Consider the following 17,116-nt stretch of genomic DNA (forward strand, 5'->3'; position numbering starts at 1 on the left):
GGTTGATAGTCCGGACAGGCGGGGCGGCACCGGCGCCCTCCAGTTGCGGCTACTCGAGCGAGGCGCCGGAGGCGGCGACGGCCGCCTTCCAGCGCTCGGACTCGGCAGAAAGATAGGCCTCGAAGTCTGCAGGCCGCATCGAGTTGACGACGCCGCCCATATCCTCGAGCTGCGTGACGACATCCTCACGCGATACGATCCGTGTCACGTCTTCGGCGATCCGCTCGCGAAGTTCCGTCGGCATGGAGGCCGGCGCCAGCATCCCGAACCATGTAGCAGCCTCGAAGGGCTCGCCGCCGGCCTCCGCGAAGGTGGGAACGTCGGGGATGGCTTCGATCCGCTCTGCGTTCGCGACCGCCAGTGCCTTCAGTTCCCCGCTCTTCAGATAGGGCAGCACGGCGGACAGGGTGACGAAGGCGAAGTCGATCTCGCCTCCCATCAGCGCCGTCAGCATCGGGCTGTCCCCGTTGTAGGGGACATGGACTGCCTCGATGGACCGTTCCGAAGTATAAAGCGCGCCTGCCAGGTGCTGCGGCGAGCCGTAGCCCGGCGACCCCATGGTCAGACTACCCGACAGTTCTTCGGCGGTCGAAAGGAACTGCTGCAGGTCCTGCGCCTCCGAAGCGCTCCCCTGGACCAGCACGAGAGGAATGGTGGCCGTCAGCGTGACCGCCGCGAAATCGCCCAGCGGATCGTAGGTCAGCTTGGGAAACAGGCTCGCCGAGATGGTGTGCGCTGCCGTCGTCATGAACAGGGTGTAGCCATCGCCGGGAGAGCGCGCCAGGGCTTCGGCTGCCACGGTCGTGCCGGCTCCCGGCTTGTTTTCCACCAGCACCGGCTGCGACCAGCTTTCCGGCAGATAGTTCGACAACAGGCGCGCCACGATATCGGTGGCGCCTCCGGCGGCGTATGGAACGACGATGGTGACGGGCCTTTCCGGAAACTCGGCGCTTGCCGCATTGGCGGCAAAGCAGCTTCCGAAGGCCAGCGCGGCGGCGATCAATCTGGTCGTAAGCATGGTTCCTCCCATTGCGTTGGCTTGGCGCCCTGCCCGGATATCCTCCTTTTCCGGGCCAGGACGGATGACGTCATGCGCTGTCAGGCCCGATCGACGATGGTCGACAGAACCGGGAAATATTCGCGCTTCAGGTCGTTGGCCGATGCCTTCTTCAGCCTGTCTCGGGCCAGTTCGGCGCCCTGCGCGCGGACCCCCGTGTAGCTGGCGAGGTCGAGCGCGTAGCCGACATCCTTCAAGGCGTAGTCCGTCGGAAAGGCGTCGACGGGGAAATCGCGCGGCAGCATGGCCTTCATGCCGTGGTTGCGCAGCGCGAAGCTGTCCGCCGACCCTTTCGAGAGGGTCTCGAACAGGAGACGCCCGTCGACGCCGGCCGCCTCGCCCATGGCCAGCGCCTCGGAAAGGGCGACGACGGTCTGGAAGAGGACCATGTTGTTGATGATCTTCACGACCTGCCCGCACCCGACATCACCGCAATGCACGACATCGCTCGCCATGCATCGCAGAATGGGGTGGATCGCCTCGAAGACGCTCGCGTCGGCGCCGACCATGATCGCCAGCGTTCCGTCGATCGCCGCCTGGCGCGTGCGCGCAACGGGCGCATCGGCATAACGTACGCCCACCTCGGCCGCGGCCTTCGCCAGCGTGCGCGTAAGCTCGACCGGGCTGGTCGAGTGATCGACCACGACAAGGCCGGGGCGGGCGTTTGCGAGGACGCCCGACGGACCGCCGAGCACGGCCTCCACCTGCGTCCCGCTGGGAAGGGACAATAACAGGATGTCCGATCCGTGGGCCAGTTCCGCCACCGACGCGGCGGCGGCTCCCGCCGCGACGAGGCGCTCGACGGGCCGTGTATCGATATCGCTGACCGAAACCGCGCAGCCGGACCGCCGAACCAGGTTCAGGCACATCGGCTCTCCCATGACGCCGAGTCCGATGAAACCCACTTTGCGACCGCCCATAACCGCCTCTCCTCCGTTGCCATCGTCTTTTAAAAATAGAACACTTGGTCTGTCAAGCAGAACAATTCTTGACGCATCGTGGAAGCCTTCGTAGGGTCGCGGCGCAAGCGGGACATGGGTGCCGCGCCAGATTTGGACGAACCGGGGTTTTTTGAGCGATGCCGATCCTGCAGGGACCATTCGAACTTCCGCACGATGCAGTAGAACCGCTTCTGATCGGCGGCAGGCCGGCCATGGGCCGCGGAGAAGCGTTGCCGGTCGTCGACCCCGCCACCGGCGAAACGATCGGTCGGGTTTCCACCGTCACTCCGGACGAAGTGGCAGAGGTGGTCCAGGTCGCCCGCGGTGCGCTCCGATCGACCGGGTGGTCGGCCATGCTGCCGCACGCGCGTGCGCGGCTGCTGGCCCGATGCGCCGACGCGATCGAGCAGCGTGCGGACATACTGGCCGAGTTGCAGATGATGGAGAATGGCAAGACGCAGGTCGAAAGTCGTGCGCAGGCCCTGTCTGCGGCTGCCATCTTCCGTTACTACGCCGCCGTCTGCGAGACGGCCGAGGATGCGATGCCGCCCGCCCGCGGCGACTATGTGACGATGACGGTGCACGAGCCCTACGGGGTCGTGGCTGCACTCACGCCCTGGAACTCGCCCCTGACCATGGGCGCGCAGAAGATAGCCCCCGCTTTGGCGGGCGGCAACGCCGTGGTGCTGAAGGCGGCGGAATCCACCACGCTCGTCACCTTGGCGCTGGCCCAGTGCGTCGTGGAGGCAGGATTGCCGGAGGGGCTTCTCTCGGTCATTTCCGGCGGCGGCGGCGTCGGCCGCGCCCTGGTGGAGGACAGGAACATCGACCTGATCTCGTTCACCGGGGGTACGTCGACGGGGCAGTCGATCGCCCGCGGTGCGGCCGACCGCCTCGTGCCGATGATCCTGGAACTCGGCGGAAAATCGCCGCATGTGGTCTTTGCCGACGCGGATCTGCCGAAGGCCGCCCGCGCGGTGGCCAACGGCATCTTCGGCGGGTCCGGCCAATCCTGCGTCGCCGGATCGAGGCTGTTCGTCGAAGCCTCGGTGAAGGACGCCTTCACGCGGCTCCTCCTCCAACAGGCGGAGGCGATGCGGCCCGGCCCGCCGCGCGACCCGGGCTCGAAGATCGGCCCCCTCGCATCCTTCGCCCACCGCGAGCGGGTGGAGGCGATGGTGGCCGCCGGCATCGCGGAGGGCGGCGAAATCCTGTGCGGCGGCCGCCGGCCGGAAGGCCCGCAATTCGAGGGTGGCGCCTATTACCTGCCGACCGTCATCGCCGGATTGTCAACCGACGCCCGCATTGTCCGGGAGGAGATTTTCGGGCCTGTGCTGTGCCTCATCTCGTTCGATACGGAAGAGGAACTCATCGGGCAGGCGAACGACAGCGACTTCGGCCTGGCAGCCGGCATATGGACGGCCGATTACCGGCGCGCATGGCGGGTGGCGCGCGCCCTGGAAGCAGGAACCGTGTGGGTGAACACCTACAAGGAACTGTCCGTCTCGGCGCCGTTCGGCGGCTTCAAGCTGAGCGGGCTCGGGCGGGAAAAGGGGCTGCAGGGCATGCGGGCCTACCAGCAGCCCAAGAGCCTCTATCTTGCCCTGTAACTGCAGCGGGGCGACCGCCCATGGCTGGCCGATCGTCTCTCCCCTTGCTATGCACACAGCGATTGAATCCACACAGGCGCCACGGCGATCCGCTTCATGCCCTCGATACCGCGCAAGGAAACCGAACCTCCAACCCATGCGCCGGATGACGCAGCGTCCGCTGGCGCGGGGGTTGCGGCGGTCAACCGGGCCATACTCGTGCTTGCGGCTGTCGAGAACGCCGAAGGGCCGATCAGCCTCAGCGAAATCTCCCGCGTGACGGGGCTCTATAAAAGTACCGTGCTGCGCCTGGCCGATACCCTCCAGCACTCGGCATACGTATCGCGACTCGAAAACGGGCACTATGTCCTCGGCGCAGCCATCATGCGCATGGGTATTGCCTACGAGCGATCGAGCCCGATCCGCCGGCAACTGCAGCCCGTCCTGCAGAGCCTGGTCGATCAAGGCACGGAAAGCGCGTCCTTCCATGTCCGGCATGGCGATTCGACGCGGCTTTGCCTCATGCGGATAGATTCCCGGCACAGCACATTGGACAGGGTCCACGCCGGCGACATCCTGCCGCTGGCTCACGGTGCTGCGGGAACGGTCATTCTTGCAAATGCACACGACGCCCCGGATGACGGACGGTTCGCCGCCGTTCGGGAAAATGGGCTCGCCATCTCGATCGGAGAGCGGGATCCTGCCTGCGCCGGCATGGCGGCGCCCGTCTTTTCCGCGGGCGGCCGCCTGCTTGGGGCCTTGTCCCTGTCCGGACCTCGCGAGCGCTTCTCGCCCGCCGACATCGAACGGATGCGTAAGCCGCTCCTGCAGGCCTGTGAGGAGCTTAGCGTGATGTTCGGAGCGGGACGAAATCCCTGAGCTCAACGCGATGTGGATGTTCTTGCGGAACGCCGGATCGACGTCACCTCGGTTGTCAGGCGATCTGTTCGAGGAGACGTTCGATCACCTGCCAGCGCTTTTCGTCGCCATCTGACGGCTCGTCGAGGATCAGCCGGCAATCGGCCCAGCGCAGCGTGGCATTGGCGCTGCCGTCCATCCTGCTCCGAACGGCTTGCGCATCGTCGGCGCCGAAGGTCGCCGCAACCGCCTTCGGACCGGCGTGCAGGCTGCGTATGCCCAGGGTGCGACATCGCAGGCGCAGCGCGGCCATATCGAACAGCGACAAGAGTTCGCCCGGCATGGGCCCGAAGCGATCCGCCGTATCGTCGCGCAGGCGGGCAAGAGCCCGCTCGTCTCCGACCCGATCGAGTGCCGACGCCAATTCGATCCGCAGTTCCGGTTCCGGCAGGTAGTCGGCGGGAATGGCTCCCTCGATGCCGACGGCCAACAGAGGGCGCCACTCATCCACCTGCGCCAGCCCGCGTGCCTCGCGCAGCGAGCGTTCGAGCATGCGCCTGTAAAGCGAGACGCCGATCGTCCGCAAATGTCCGGCCTGGTCGTCACCCAGCAGATCGCCGGCGCCCCGCATGTCCAGGTCGCGCGTGCTGATGGCGAAGCCTGAGCCGAGACCGCCGAGCCTTTCGAGCGTTTCGAGGCGCTCGCGCGCGGTTTCCGCCAGCCCGCCGTCCGGCTCCAGCGCGAGAAGCATCGTGCCGCGCCGCGCGCCCCTGCCCACCCTCCCGCGCAACTGGTGCAATTGGGCAAGGCCGAAGCGGTCCGGCCGCATGACCACGATCGTGTTGGCGTCCGGAATATCGACGCCGTTTTCCACGATGTTCGTGGCCAGCAAGACGTCGCCCCGGCCGGTGGCGAATTTCTGCATCGCCCGCTCCGCCTCGACGGCGGGCATCCTGCCATGCAGGATCACCAATTCAAGCTCGGGCACGAATGTGCGGATGCGGGATGCAACCCTGTCCAGATCCTCGATGCGCGGGCAGATGACGAAAGATCGACCGCCGGTGCGCTTTTCGGCAAGCAATGCCTCGCGGACAGCATCGTGATCGAAATCGATGGTCGACGTGCGCACCGGACGCCGGCGCACCGGCGGCGTGGCGATCACGCTGACGTCGTGAAGGCCGACGAAAGCTGCCTGAAGCGTTCGCGGAATGGGCGTGGCAGTCATGGAAAGGACGTGCAGTTTCGTGGCAAGGCGTCGTACGGCCATCTTGTGGCGGCTTCCCAGGCGCTGCTCCTCGTCTATCACGACAAGGGCAAGATCTGCGAATGCGACCCCCTTTCCGCAGATCGCCTGGGTTGCGACCAGGATGCGCGCGGTCCCATCGGCGATCGCCTCTTTGGCGGCGCGGGCTTCAGCAGGCTTTTGCAAGCGCGACAAGAGCGCCACCGCTACCCCGTGGCGCGCGAAGCGCTTGCGAAACAACGCGTAGTGCTGTTGGGCCAGAATCGTCGTTGGCGCGACGAGCGCGACCTGCCGTCCACTGAATACAGCGGCGGCTGCCGCTCGAAGGGCGATCTCCGTCTTTCCGAAACCCACATCGCCACACAACAGCCTGTCCATCGGGCGTCCGGAAGCCAGGTCATCCAGTATTTCCGTACCCGCCTTGGCCTGGTCGGGCGTCAGATCGTAGGGGAAACGCGCGCAGAAGCGCTCGAAATCAACGCGATCCGGGTGGATGGGGTCACAGTGCGCCGCCTCCCGCTCTCGCAACAGGGCGGTCATCCTTTCAGCGGTTTCGGACACCGCCGCGATGATCGCATTGCGCTTCTTGCCCCACCCCTCTCCCTTCAGCCTGTCGAGCGGAACGTCGCTGCCGCTGCCGCCGTAGCGCCAGAGAGCCCCGATCTCGTCCATCGGAACAAGCAGCGTGGCTCCCCCGGCATAGCGGAGCCGGATGGCTTCCGCGTCGCCGTCGATGCATTCCAGCCCTTCCAGAATGCCGACGCCATGATCGAAGTGGACGACGGCATCGCCGATCGCGAACGCCTCGCCGCCACTGGCAAAGACATCGGATGTCGCTCCTCCCGGCTCGACCAGGCTGAGGCCCGCCAGATCGCGCACGGAAACCACGACGATGCGTTCGGCATGGTCGACGAAGCCCTCGTCCAGCGGCGCCATCATGACGTGCATCGTACCGCCCGGCGCCGATCGTATGACGGCCCACGTGGCAGTGGACGGTGTCGGTTGTCCGAACTGACGCGCCAGGCGTCGCGCCCACAACCGGGACGTATGGCCCACCCGTCCGGCGAGGACGAATCTGTATCCGCGTTCCAGCAAGGGCGCCACGAAGTCGCGGCAGGCCGAGAGCGGATCGTCCTCGCGGGCAAAGGCCGGAACATGGGCGTCGTCCTGCGGCCGCCCGCTTTCCTCGACCACGGCGCCAAGCCGGGCCGCCAGATGCCCGCGCCATTCGTCCGCACCGAGCGTATCCGCGCCCATACCGCCATCCGAGGCAATCTCGAACAGTTCGCCCGCCTGCCGTTCGACGCCATCCTCGATCAGGATCTCGCAATCGGGGAGATAGTCGAACAGGCTTTCGGCGACACCGTAATAGCGTGCCAGTCCAGGTTCGCCGTCTTCGTCCGCCCCCGTCGAACCGACGCGTTCCTCCGCCGGATCGACGATGAGGAGCTCGGTGGAGACGATCGAGCGCTGGCTCGCAGGGTCGAAGGAGCGGATCGCCGTTACCTTGCCGGCCTCGTACTCGATGCGGCACGGTCTTGCCGAAGCGGCGGGAAAAACTTCAAGAACCCGCCCGCGGACCGCCGCAAGGCCCGGCGCATCGACCCGTTCTTCGAACTGGTAGCCGATCCCGGCAAGGCGCCCGCGTACCTCGTCCGGGTCGAACTCGTCTCCGACCCTGAACTCCATATGAATACCGCGCCAGATACGACGTGGCGGAACACGGCGAAGCAAGGCGGCCACCGTCGTCAACACCACGGACGGCCTGCGATCGGCATCCAGGAGCCAGCGCAGCACTCCCATCCGAACGCCGACCACACCGGTCGTCGCTGGGATGCCATCCTCCGGGAACCCGTCCCAGCGCGGGAAGACGGCAGCGGCTTCCTCGCAGCCGGTAAGGACACGAAGCATGGAGGCGATCTCTTCCGCGCGGCGCGTCGTGGTGGCGACGTACAGAAGCGGCTCCTCAGGCGCCTTTCCTTGCCTGGCGTTCAGGAGAGATGCGACCGCCCCGGCCGGGTTCAACGGCTGGACGTGCTCGACATGCTCGACGATCGTCTCGATATTCGTCTTCGTCAGCATGAGCTCGTCGTCTCCGTGCCGATGGAGGGCCCCGGCCCCCGGCCGGCGGAAACAGCGTCGTCATGCGGTGTCATGAGTTCTTCTCCCGATGCCGGCCTACCGGCGGGCTCAGTCGGGCAAGTGCTGCGAAGCTGAAAGGTTGCGCCCTGCGGCGAGGCAACGCGGCGGCCCCTTATGCACAATCCATACGTTAAGGATGATGCAACTGCTGACTGCAATACCATTGAACACATCATCGGCCGGCAGCACGATCTGCCTGGGAAAAGCGGAGCAAGTTGCATGGTTACGAACACGACCTTGATGCGGATGGCCGCCGGCGCGCTTGCCGCGCTGCTGTCGACTCAGGCATCGGCATCGGAGGGGACGTCGCGGCTCGATGAAGTTCTGGAGCGGAAGGTCCTGAACATCTGCACGACAGGCGACTATCGCCCCTTTTCTTATCGCCCCGATGGTGCGAACGACTTCGTAGGCATCGATGTCGATCTGGGACGTTCGCTTGCCGCGTCGCTGGACGTCGAGGCCGTTTTCATCCAGACGACCTGGTCCGACCTTCTTGCCGACTTCAAGAAGGGTTGCGACATCGCGATGAGCGGCATCTCCGTGACGCTGCCGCGCCAGCGCGAAGCGTTCTTCTCGACCATGTATCTGGTGAACGGCAAGGCTCCCATCGTTCGATGCGAAGACGTGTCGAAGTATCAGACCACGGATGCCATCAACCAGCCAACGACCCGCGTTGTGGTCAATCCGGGTGGCACGAACGAAAAGTTCGCCCGCGACAGGCTGGCCGATGCCCAGATACAGCTCTTTGCGGACAACCGCGTCATCTGGCAGGAGATAGCCGAGGGCCGGGCCGACGTCATGGTTGCCGAATCGGTCGAGGTAAAGCTTCAGGAAAAGCTGCATCCCGGTCTTTGCGCCGTCAATCCGGACCAGCCGCTGCAGTATGGCGAAATGGGCTTTCTGCTTCCGCGCGGCGATACGGTTTTCAAGGCCTATGTCGATCAGTGGCTTCATCTCGCCAAGGCGACCGGAGAGTTCGACCGCATCTTCGACTCGAACATGAACTGACATTTGCCTAAGCTGCCGCGGCCACAGAAAAAAGGGATACCAGGCATGCTCAAGGGATCCGACCTGTTCGTCGCGGCGCTGGAGAACGAAGGCGTCGACCGCATCTTCGGCGTGCCGGGCGAAGAGAACCTCGATGTCCTGGAATCGCTCCGGAACTCGCGCATCGAACTCGTGCTGACGCGTCACGAACAGGCCGCCGCCTTCATGGCGGCGACGCACGGGCGGCTGACGGGCAGGCCCGGCGTCTGCCTTGCCACGCTCGGCCCGGGCGCACTGAACTTCTCGACGGGCGCGGCCTATGCCCATCTCGGCGCGATGCCGATGATCCTCATCACCGGCCAGAAGCCGGTGATGAGCGCCAAGCAGGCGCGCTTCCAGATCGTCGATATCGTCGCTTCGATGAAACCGCTCACCAAGATGACGCGGCAGATCGTGAGCGCCGCAAGCATTCCCGCTATCGTGCGCGATGCGTTCCGCGTCGCCACCGAGGAGCGGCCCGGCCCCGTGCATCTGGAACTTCCGGAGGATGTCGCCGGCGCGGGGGTGGAGAGCGTTCCGCTGATTCCACCGCACGAACTGGTCATGCCCGTGGCGCGGGACGCCGTGCTGGATGCGGCCGCCAGGACGATCCTGGCGGCAAGACGCCCGCTGGTCATGATCGGCGCCGCGGGCAACCGGCCCTCGCTGGTCGATGCGCTGTCCGATTTCGTCGCCCGAACCCGCTTGCCCTTCTTCAATACACAGATGGGCAAGGGCGCCGTGACCGGCGGCTCGAACCTTTACATGGGCACCGCCGCGCTATCCGAAGGCGACTACGTGCACGAAGCGATCGAGCGCGCCGACCTGATCGTCGCGATCGGCCACGACACGGTGGAAAAGCCGCCCTTCCTGATGAAGAGCGCCGGGGGACCGAAGGTCGTCCATGTCGGCTACCAATCCGCTACCGTCGAACAGGTCTATCACCCGGACATCGAGGTGATCGGCGACATCGCGTCCACCGTCGCAGCGCTCGGCGAGCGTCTCGAAGGCCGGCTGACGCCCGACGAAGGCATGCTCGACCTGCGCAAGACGATACTTGCGCGCATCAACGACCGTGCCGAGGAAGACCGTTTTCCGATCACGCCGCAACGCATCGTCCACGACGTCCGTGCGGTGATGCCGGAGGATGGCATCGTCTGCCTCGACAACGGCATGTACAAGATCTGGTTCGCACGGAACTACCGCACGCATGTCGCCAACACGCTGCTGCTCGACAACGCGCTTGCCACCATGGGAGCCGGCCTGCCGTCCGCCATGATGGCGGCCATGCTGCATCCCGGCCGCCGCGTCATGGCGGTCTGTGGCGACGGCGGCTTCATGATGAACTCGCAGGAGCTCGAGACGGCGGTTCGCCTGGGGCTGAACCTCGTCGTCGTAATCCTCAACGACAGCGCCTACGGCATGATCCGCTGGAAACAGGCCATCGACGGGTTTGCGGATTTCGGAATGAGCTTCGGCAACCCGGACTTCGTACGCTACGCCGAGGCGTACGGGGCCAGGGGCTCTCGCGTCGGGGCCGCTCAAGACCTGGTGCCGACCCTCGAAGCGGCGTTCGCGGCCGGGGGCGCGCATCTTGTCGACGTGCCGATAGACTACTCCGAAAACACCCGCGTCCTGGTCGATGAATTGCGCAACCGCGTGCCGGACGTCGAACTGACCTAGGCTTAGGACCACCCCGAGGTCGGCCCCGACGTACTCTCATCGCCGGGACGAATGAATTCTTCCGTTCGCCAGGGCGATCTGGAGTTCGCTGCCACCATCCGTCACGAGATGGTCGATGTCCTCGAGCCGGCAAACGGAGACACGACTTTCGACCCCGATCTTGCCCGACTGGCAGAGCAGCATAACCTTGCGCGCCTGCCTGATCATGCTGCGCGCAACATCGGCCTCGTGCATCTCGTAATAGGTGACGCCGCGCCCCGAATGCAGCCCGACGGGCGAGATCACGGCAAAATCCACGAGATAGCGCCCAATCTCCAGAATCGTCGACTCGCCGTAGGTCGCCGGTACGGCGATATGGGGTCGGCCGCCGAGCAACAGGACGTCGCAGCCGGCCCCCCTTTCGCCAAGTCGTGCGATATCGAGCGAATTGGTAATGATGTTGACGTCACCGCGGCGCGTGATCTGCGTGGCGAAGGCCAGGGTCGTGGTGCCGGCATCGATGAACAGCGTAGCGCCTCGCGGGATGATCTCGCATGCGGCCTCGCCGATTGCGCGCTTCTCTTCCGCGTAGGCGTGCAGACGTTCGGAAAAGACCCGCTCCGGCTCCACCGTACGTTCTGGCGCGACGGCGCCCCCATGTACCCGCCTGAGAACGCCCTCCTGCTCCAGCTCGGCGAGGTCGCGCCGCACCGTTTCCCGCGAAACGTCCAGAACACCGGCCAGGCGCTGTGTCGAGATGCGCTTCTCTTCGTTCAGGAGTTCCAGAATTTTCGAATGGCGCTCATGCGGCCACATCAACCCGCCCTCAGTCACGCTGACGCTCCCTAGCTGTCGTCCAGATAAACGCACGGTCTATGTGCAAATGCCAGCCCACACGACCACCTAACTGCACACACCTTAATCACTGTGCATTTTCTGTCCGAATTTTTTGTTTTCGTGTGGATTCACTACCGAAGCTGTGCATACTTAACCCATCCGAGGGCAGAAAACCACATATTGCCACCCGGCGACATTCTTGAGACATGGCCCGCGCCGTTATCGGCACGGGATGGGCCGAGTAGCCGCGCATAGATGCGCCGCACCGCTCGCTATCGTCGTTCGTCTTGCTGTCAGGGGACTTCTCAATGACCAGTTTCGTCACTCGCAGGCGCATTCTCCAGGGCGGGGCCGCGCTTGCCGGCATGGCCGGCTTCGCCCAGATCGATCCCGACTTCTTCTTCTCCTCGGCCTTCGCTCAGGAAGCACAACCGATGGTGTTTCTTTCGGCGGAGAACATTACCGGTAACTGGGACCCGACGGCGCATACGACGTTATCCCAGAAGAACATTGAGGGCTTCGTCATGGGCTTCCTGACGCGCACCCCGATGACGCTGGAGGATCCGGGCGCCGTCGTCTACGAGCTCGCCACCTCGATCGAGTTGCTTGATCCGCATCGTCTGCAGATCAAACTGCGTGACGACGTGCAGTTTCATGACGGAAAGGCGTTCGCGGCCGAGGATGTGAAGGCGACGTTCGAGTACGGGTCGCAGCCGGACCGTCCGGCCCAGTGGTATCCCGGTCCGACTGAGACACTGACCATCGAGACCCCGGACGACCACACCGTGATCGTCGATACGAGCAAGGGTGGCTATCCGGCCCACCTGTTCATGTTTCTGGCCTCTTTCCTGCCGATGATGTCCGCCAAGGATATCGCCGAAGGGCCAGGCGGCGTGCTGTCCCAGCGGCTCAACGGCACGGGCCCCTTCCGCTTCGTGGAGCAACGCGGCAACGATACCGTGCTCGAGGCCTTCGATGGCTACTTCAAGGGCAAGCCGTCGATACCGTCGATCAACTTCACCTTCGTCGGCGACTCCACCACGCGCATGTTGTCGCTGATGAACGGCCAGGCAAATATCGTCGAGCGGCTGGAGCCGGAGCAAGTCGACACCGTGTCGGGCAATGCGGACATTGCAATCAACGAAGTCGTATCCGTCGAAAACAAGTATCTCTGGTTCCGGTGCTCGAAGCCGCCTTTCGACGACCCGCGCGTTCGCATGGCCGCGTGCCACTCCATCGACCGCGAGTTGATCCTGGAGCTTCTGGGTTCCGCCGGCCACGCGTCGAGCAATTTCATCTCGCCGGTAAAGTTCGGCTACATCGAGCTCGAGAACTATCCGGCCTACGATCCCGAGCGCGCCCAGGCGCTGCTTGCGGAAGCCGGCTTCCCGGGCGGCGAAGGCCTGCCGCCACTGGAATACATCACTTCGGTCGGCTTCTATCCGAAGACGGTGGAATACGGCGAGGTCATCACGGCCATGCTCAACGAACAAGGCTTCAACGTCAGCCTGACGGTTCTGGAGCCCGCCGCCTGGAACGAGCGGCTCTACCATCGTCCCGGCGGCGGCCCCGGCCACATGGTGGATTGCGGCTGGTCCACCGGCTCACCTGAGCCGGACCTGGTGCTGCGGACGCATTTCCACTCCTCCTCGCACCGCATCACCGGCATCGAGGACGCGGAGATCGACGCCAGCCTCGACAAGGAGCGCAGCGCCTCGACGCTGGAGGAGCGGCAGGCCATCCTGCAGACCGAGACGATGCCTCTGCTGGCGCAGAAGATGCCGGCCCTTTCGCTGTTCACCTCCGTCATGATCCACGCGATGCGCAAGGAACTCACCGGCCTCTACATCTACCCGGACGGCTCCATCGACGCGGCGGGCAAGGCCGCCTGACCGACGCACCGGGAGGCCCGCCGCCGTGATTGCGGCGGGCCGCCAACCGCTTCCGAACGCAATACCGGAGCTCTTCGTCCGATGTTCGTCCTCAGCTTCCTCGCGCGTCGGCTGACGCAAGGCGCGCTGATCATCTTCCTGGTGTCGCTGCTGATTTTCACGCTGCTGCGCGTCGTGCCGGGCGATCCGGTGCGCCTGATGGCGGGTGGCATGGCGCCTGAAGCCCTGATCGAGCAGATCGCGACCGAAATGGGCCTCCGCGACCCGATCATCGTGCAGTTCGGCCGCTATATGAGCGATGTCGTCCAGGGGAATCTCGGACAATCCTTCGTGCGGCCGGCCAGCGGAGCGGCAACGGGCGGCGCCAGCTTCGGCGACACGACCCGCGGCGAACGGGCCGACGTGATGACCCTTATCCTCGATGCGTTGCCGATGACGTTGCAGCTGGCGGCCCTGGCCCTGGTGTTCGCACTGATCTTTTCAGCCATCGTTGGGATCGCAGCGGGGTTGCGGCCCGGCGGCATCGCCGACAAGCTGGCCTTTGCCATCTCTTCGGTCTTCATCTCCATACCCAATTTCTGGCTAGGCATCGTCCTGGCGCTGCTGTTCTCGGCGCATCTCGGCTGGTTGCCCGCCATCGGCTATCGCGGCTTCGCCTACACCATCCTGCCGGCCATCGTATTGGCGGTCGAACTGTCCCCGGTGCTGATCCGCACACTGTCCAGCGCAGTCGCGGCGCAGATGAACGCCTCCTACGTCAGCGTCGGACATGTCCGGGGCCTGTCGCGACCGAGGATCGTCGCCCACCATGCATTGCGCAACGCGGCCGTACCGTTGCTCAACCTGCTGGGCGTCCAGTTCTCCTCGCTTCTCGGCGGCGTGATCATCGTGGAGTACATCTTCGATTATCCGGGCCTCGGCCTTTTGACGATCAACGCCGTCCTGCAACGCGATTTCCCGTTGATCCAGGGCATAGCCATCGTGACCGCCGCGATCTTCGTGATCATCAACATTCTCGTCGATCTCGCAGCCACCACCATCGATCCGAGGCTCGAATACTGATGAGCGCAATCGACCCTGCATTGACGACCGGCGCGATACGCGCCGCCCCCGCCGGCCGTTCCGTGGCGCGGCGCATCCTCGGCCGGGCCGCGCGTTCTACCGAGTTCCGCATCGGCTTCGCGGTCTTTATCGTGCTCGTCCTCGCCGCGGCGCTGTATCCGGCCATCAGCGGAATAGATCCCACGGCCATGAACGTGCGGGCCCGGCTCCTGCCGCCGATCCTCCTGGGTGAAAAGTGGAGCTGGGCCCATCCGCTCGGCACCGACCAGATCGGGCGCGACATGCTGGTGCGGAGCCTCGTCGGCCTGCGCTACTCGCTGCTGATCGGCGTTGCTTCAGTGGCCGTCACGCTCGCCATCGGCTGCACCCTCGGCACGCTGGCCGGATATTTCGGCGGGCGCGCCGACACCGTCATCATGCGGATCACCGATGCGCAGCTGGCCATTCCGATGATCATCCTTGCCATTGCCGTCCTCGGGGTCTCGCGTCCCACCATTCCAGCCATCGTGCTTGTCCTCGGGCTGTCCAACTGGCCGGTCTATGCGCGGATCATGCGCTCCGTCGTCATGGCCGAGCGCGGGCAGGAATATGTGCGGGCTGCGCTGGTATCGGGCGCCACGCATGCCCGGATTCTGCTGACGCTGCTGGTGCCTCTGCTGATCCCGCCCATTCTGTTCACCTCCGTGCTGGACGTGGCGCGCATGATGATCTTCGAGTCCATCCTGGGCTTCCTGGGTCTCGGCGTGCAACCGCCCACGCCGACCTTCGGCAACATCATCGCAGATGGCCGGAAGTATCTTCTGAACGCATGGTGGATCGCCACGATGCCCGGCGTCTTCCTGTGTCTCACCCTTACCAGCATCAACCTGATGGGATCCGCCTTCGAGCGCGCCCGCAACTCCATCCATGGAGGCGCCTGATGAGCGCGACCGCCCAGCCTGTCCTGTCCGGGGAGGGCCAGCCTGTCCTTTCCGTGGAGGGATTGTGCGTGGATGTGGCCATGCCTGGCCGCGAGCATGCGATCCTGAAGAATGTCACCTTTACCGTGTCCCCGCGTGAGATCGTCGGCGTCGTCGGTGCGTCGGGCTCGGGCAAGACCGTCCTTTCGAAGGCGATCGTCAACTGGATCGACGATCCCTTGCGCATCTCGTCGGGCCGGGTGTTGTTCAAGGGCCGGGACATACTGGCGGTCTCCGGCGGCGACATGCGGCGGCTGCGCCGCGACATCGCCTATGTCGGCGCCAACCCCATGGGCGCGCTGGACCCGACTCTCCCTGTCGGCGCACAGATCGTCGAGAAGCTGCGCGCTGTCGCCCCGGAAGTTTCCAGCAAGGATGCGCAGGCACGTGTGATCGAGTTGCTCGAAGCTGTGCGTATCCCCTCGGCGCGCTCGCGCTACCACGACTATCCGTCGCAATATTCGGGCGGCATGATGCAGCGCGCCCTGATCGTGGATGCCATGGTGGCAAACCCCACCCTGCTGGTGGCAGACAACGTCACCCAGCCGCTCGACGTAACCGTGGCCGCGCAAGTGATACGCCTGATGCGCGAATTGTCGGACACGTTCGACACCGCCGTCCTGTTCGTTTCGTCCTCCCTGCCGGTCGCAAGGGAAGCCGCCGGCCGGATCCTCGTCATGGACGAAGGGCGGCTCGTGGAGGAACAGCCGAGCGAGGCGCTTGTCGGCGCTCCGCGCCATGCCTATACGCGGGAGCTCGTCGCGCAGATACCCGTGATCTGGGGCGCAGGCGCGCCGCCCCCTCCCGTGAGCGGGGCAAACTCCCGGCAGCAGCCTGTCATTCGTCTCAACGACGTGTCGCAGACCTACGACGTGCGCCGGCGCGGCTCCTTCGGCAAGACGGACGCCCTCCGGGCCGTCCGCAACGTGACCTTCGACGTGCAGCGCGGAGACAGCTTCGCCGTCGTCGGGGAATCGGGCTGCGGCAAGTCCACGCTGATGCGGCTCCTGAGCCGGCTGGAAAAGCCGTCCGGAGGCGAGATCCTGTGCGAGGGCCAGGATATTTCGCGGTTGTCCGGCAGCGCACTTCTGGGCTTTCGCCGCAAACTGCAGCTCGTGCTGCAGGATCCGTTCGGCTCACTTCCGCCACGCACCTCGATCGGCGCGATGATCGAGGCGCCGTTGCGCGTGCATGGCTGGCGCGAGGCGGCGCGCATCCGCGAAAAGGTCCGGCAGGTCATGGACGACGTCGGTCTGCCCGTATCGCTGTACGACGAATTGCCCACCGGGCTGTCGGCCGGACAACGGCAAAGGGTCAACGTGGCGCGCGCCATGGTGCTGGACCCGGAGATCCTGCTGATGGACGAGACCTTGTCCGCACTGGACCAGACGGAGCAGTTCCGCCTGCTCGCCCTGTTCGACAAGCTGCAGCGCGAACACTCGCTCACCTACATCTTCATCTCCCACGACCTCGGCATGGTCCGGAAGGCCTGCAACCGCATTGCGGTGATGTACCTCGGGGAGGTCGTCGAGCTGGCCGACAACGAGCGGCTCTTCTTCGATCCGGGGCACCCTTATACGAAGGCGCTGCTGTCGGCGATGCCGACGCTGGAGACGCGGCGCTACCGGCCCGAAGACTGCCTGATGGAGGGCGAGCCACCAAGCCCGATCGAACTGCCGCAGGGCTGTTCGTTCCGGTCTCGCTGCCCGCAGGCCTTTGCCCCATGCGCAAGCAGGAGTCCTCACCTGACCACCCGCAGCGACAGCGATTTCGCGGCCTGCCACCTGATCTCCGGGGCCCTTCCGCCGGAAGAGCTTCGCAGCCTCGCCGTTACAGCCTGACCCGCAT

At 65.2% G+C, this 17,116-nt stretch carries 12 protein-coding genes; 8 read left to right on the forward strand and 4 right to left on the reverse strand.

Annotated elements, in window-relative coordinates:
• Positions 1-49: 49 nt before the first annotated feature.
• Together NDN16_RS08985 and NDN16_RS08990 are read right to left on the reverse strand one after the other, a co-directional pair.
• Entirely contained in the window at positions 50-1,018 is a 969-nt protein-coding gene (locus tag NDN16_RS08985) for a Bug family tripartite tricarboxylate transporter substrate binding protein (RefSeq protein WP_251113276.1), read from the reverse strand.
• Between the two features lie 80 nt (positions 1,019-1,098).
• Positions 1,099-1,977 (reverse strand): NAD(P)-dependent oxidoreductase, encoded by an 879-nt coding sequence (locus NDN16_RS08990; RefSeq protein ID WP_251113277.1) that lies wholly within the window; start codon positions 1,975-1,977, stop codon positions 1,099-1,101.
• 158 nt (positions 1,978-2,135) lie between these two features.
• Between NDN16_RS08990 and NDN16_RS08995 the strand changes: the two genes are divergently transcribed.
• A complete protein-coding gene (locus NDN16_RS08995) occupies positions 2,136-3,608 on the forward strand; it encodes an aldehyde dehydrogenase (RefSeq protein ID WP_251113278.1) in 1,473 nt (490 codons plus the stop codon).
• A gap of 96 nt (positions 3,609-3,704) precedes the next feature.
• Entirely contained in the window at positions 3,705-4,466 is a 762-nt protein-coding gene (locus NDN16_RS09000; RefSeq protein ID WP_251113279.1) for an IclR family transcriptional regulator, read from the forward strand.
• Between the two features lie 55 nt (positions 4,467-4,521).
• Here NDN16_RS09000 and NDN16_RS09005 read toward each other — a convergent pair whose 3' ends face one another.
• Entirely contained in the window at positions 4,522-7,770 is a 3,249-nt protein-coding gene (locus tag NDN16_RS09005) for a helicase-related protein (RefSeq protein ID WP_251113280.1), read from the reverse strand.
• Between the two features lie 279 nt (positions 7,771-8,049).
• Between NDN16_RS09005 and NDN16_RS09010 the strand changes: the two genes are divergently transcribed.
• A complete protein-coding gene (locus NDN16_RS09010; RefSeq protein ID WP_251113281.1) occupies positions 8,050-8,838 on the forward strand; it encodes a transporter substrate-binding domain-containing protein in 789 nt (262 codons plus the stop codon).
• Between the two features lie 45 nt (positions 8,839-8,883).
• A complete protein-coding gene (locus NDN16_RS09015) occupies positions 8,884-10,539 on the forward strand; it encodes an acetolactate synthase large subunit (protein WP_251113282.1) in 1,656 nt (551 codons plus the stop codon).
• Positions 10,540-10,575: 36 nt separating this feature from the next.
• Here NDN16_RS09015 and NDN16_RS09020 read toward each other — a convergent pair whose 3' ends face one another.
• Positions 10,576-11,352, reverse strand: coding sequence for a DeoR/GlpR family DNA-binding transcription regulator (locus NDN16_RS09020; RefSeq protein ID WP_251113283.1), 777 nt, complete (start codon positions 11,350-11,352; stop codon positions 10,576-10,578).
• Between the two features lie 311 nt (positions 11,353-11,663).
• Here NDN16_RS09020 and NDN16_RS09025 point away from each other — a divergent pair, with 311 nt between their 5' ends.
• The 4 genes from NDN16_RS09025 (at position 11,664) to NDN16_RS09040 (ending at position 17,109) form a co-directional block, all read left to right on the forward strand.
• On the forward strand, positions 11,664-13,247 hold the full coding sequence (locus tag NDN16_RS09025; protein WP_251113284.1) for an ABC transporter substrate-binding protein: 1,584 nt from the start codon (positions 11,664-11,666) through the stop codon (positions 13,245-13,247).
• An 81-nt stretch (positions 13,248-13,328) separates the two neighbouring features.
• A complete protein-coding gene (locus NDN16_RS09030) occupies positions 13,329-14,309 on the forward strand; it encodes an ABC transporter permease (RefSeq protein ID WP_251113285.1) in 981 nt (326 codons plus the stop codon).
• Positions 14,309-15,229 carry an ABC transporter permease gene (locus NDN16_RS09035; protein ID WP_251113286.1) on the forward strand — a complete coding sequence of 307 codons (921 nt, stop codon included), beginning with the start codon at positions 14,309-14,311 and terminating at the stop codon, positions 15,227-15,229. Before NDN16_RS09030 ends, NDN16_RS09035 begins: the two co-directional genes overlap by 1 nt.
• Positions 15,229-17,109, forward strand: coding sequence for a dipeptide ABC transporter ATP-binding protein (locus tag NDN16_RS09040; protein WP_435301079.1), 1,881 nt, complete (start codon positions 15,229-15,231; stop codon positions 17,107-17,109). The genes NDN16_RS09035 and NDN16_RS09040 overlap by 1 nt, the downstream gene beginning before the upstream one ends.
• Positions 17,110-17,116 lie beyond the last annotated feature (7 nt).

Source organism: Aureimonas altamirensis (assembly GCF_023702225.1).
Lineage (GTDB): Bacteria > Pseudomonadota > Alphaproteobacteria > Rhizobiales > Rhizobiaceae > Aureimonas > Aureimonas altamirensis_B.

What these genes read in the sequence shown, in the direction of transcription:
- NDN16_RS08985 (WP_251113276.1), bottom strand. Translation starts at nt 1,018, where the DNA reads ATGCTTACGACCAGATTGATCGCCGCCGCGCTGGCCTTCGGAAGCTGC.
- NDN16_RS08990 (WP_251113277.1), bottom strand. Translation starts at nt 1,977, where the DNA reads ATGGGCGGTCGCAAAGTGGGTTTCATCGGACTCGGCGTCATGGGAGAG.
- NDN16_RS08995 (WP_251113278.1), top strand. Translation starts at nt 2,136, where the DNA reads ATGCCGATCCTGCAGGGACCATTCGAACTTCCGCACGATGCAGTAGAA.
- NDN16_RS09000 (WP_251113279.1), top strand. Translation starts at nt 3,705, where the DNA reads ATGCCCTCGATACCGCGCAAGGAAACCGAACCTCCAACCCATGCGCCG.
- NDN16_RS09005 (WP_251113280.1), bottom strand. Translation starts at nt 7,770, where the DNA reads ATGCTGACGAAGACGAATATCGAGACGATCGTCGAGCATGTCGAGCAC.
- NDN16_RS09010 (WP_251113281.1), top strand. Translation starts at nt 8,050, where the DNA reads ATGGTTACGAACACGACCTTGATGCGGATGGCCGCCGGCGCGCTTGCC.
- NDN16_RS09015 (WP_251113282.1), top strand. Translation starts at nt 8,884, where the DNA reads ATGCTCAAGGGATCCGACCTGTTCGTCGCGGCGCTGGAGAACGAAGGC.
- NDN16_RS09025 (WP_251113284.1), top strand. Translation starts at nt 11,664, where the DNA reads ATGACCAGTTTCGTCACTCGCAGGCGCATTCTCCAGGGCGGGGCCGCG.
- NDN16_RS09030 (WP_251113285.1), top strand. Translation starts at nt 13,329, where the DNA reads ATGTTCGTCCTCAGCTTCCTCGCGCGTCGGCTGACGCAAGGCGCGCTG.
- NDN16_RS09035 (WP_251113286.1), top strand. Translation starts at nt 14,309, where the DNA reads ATGAGCGCAATCGACCCTGCATTGACGACCGGCGCGATACGCGCCGCC.
- NDN16_RS09040 (WP_435301079.1), top strand. Translation starts at nt 15,229, where the DNA reads ATGAGCGCGACCGCCCAGCCTGTCCTGTCCGGGGAGGGCCAGCCTGTC.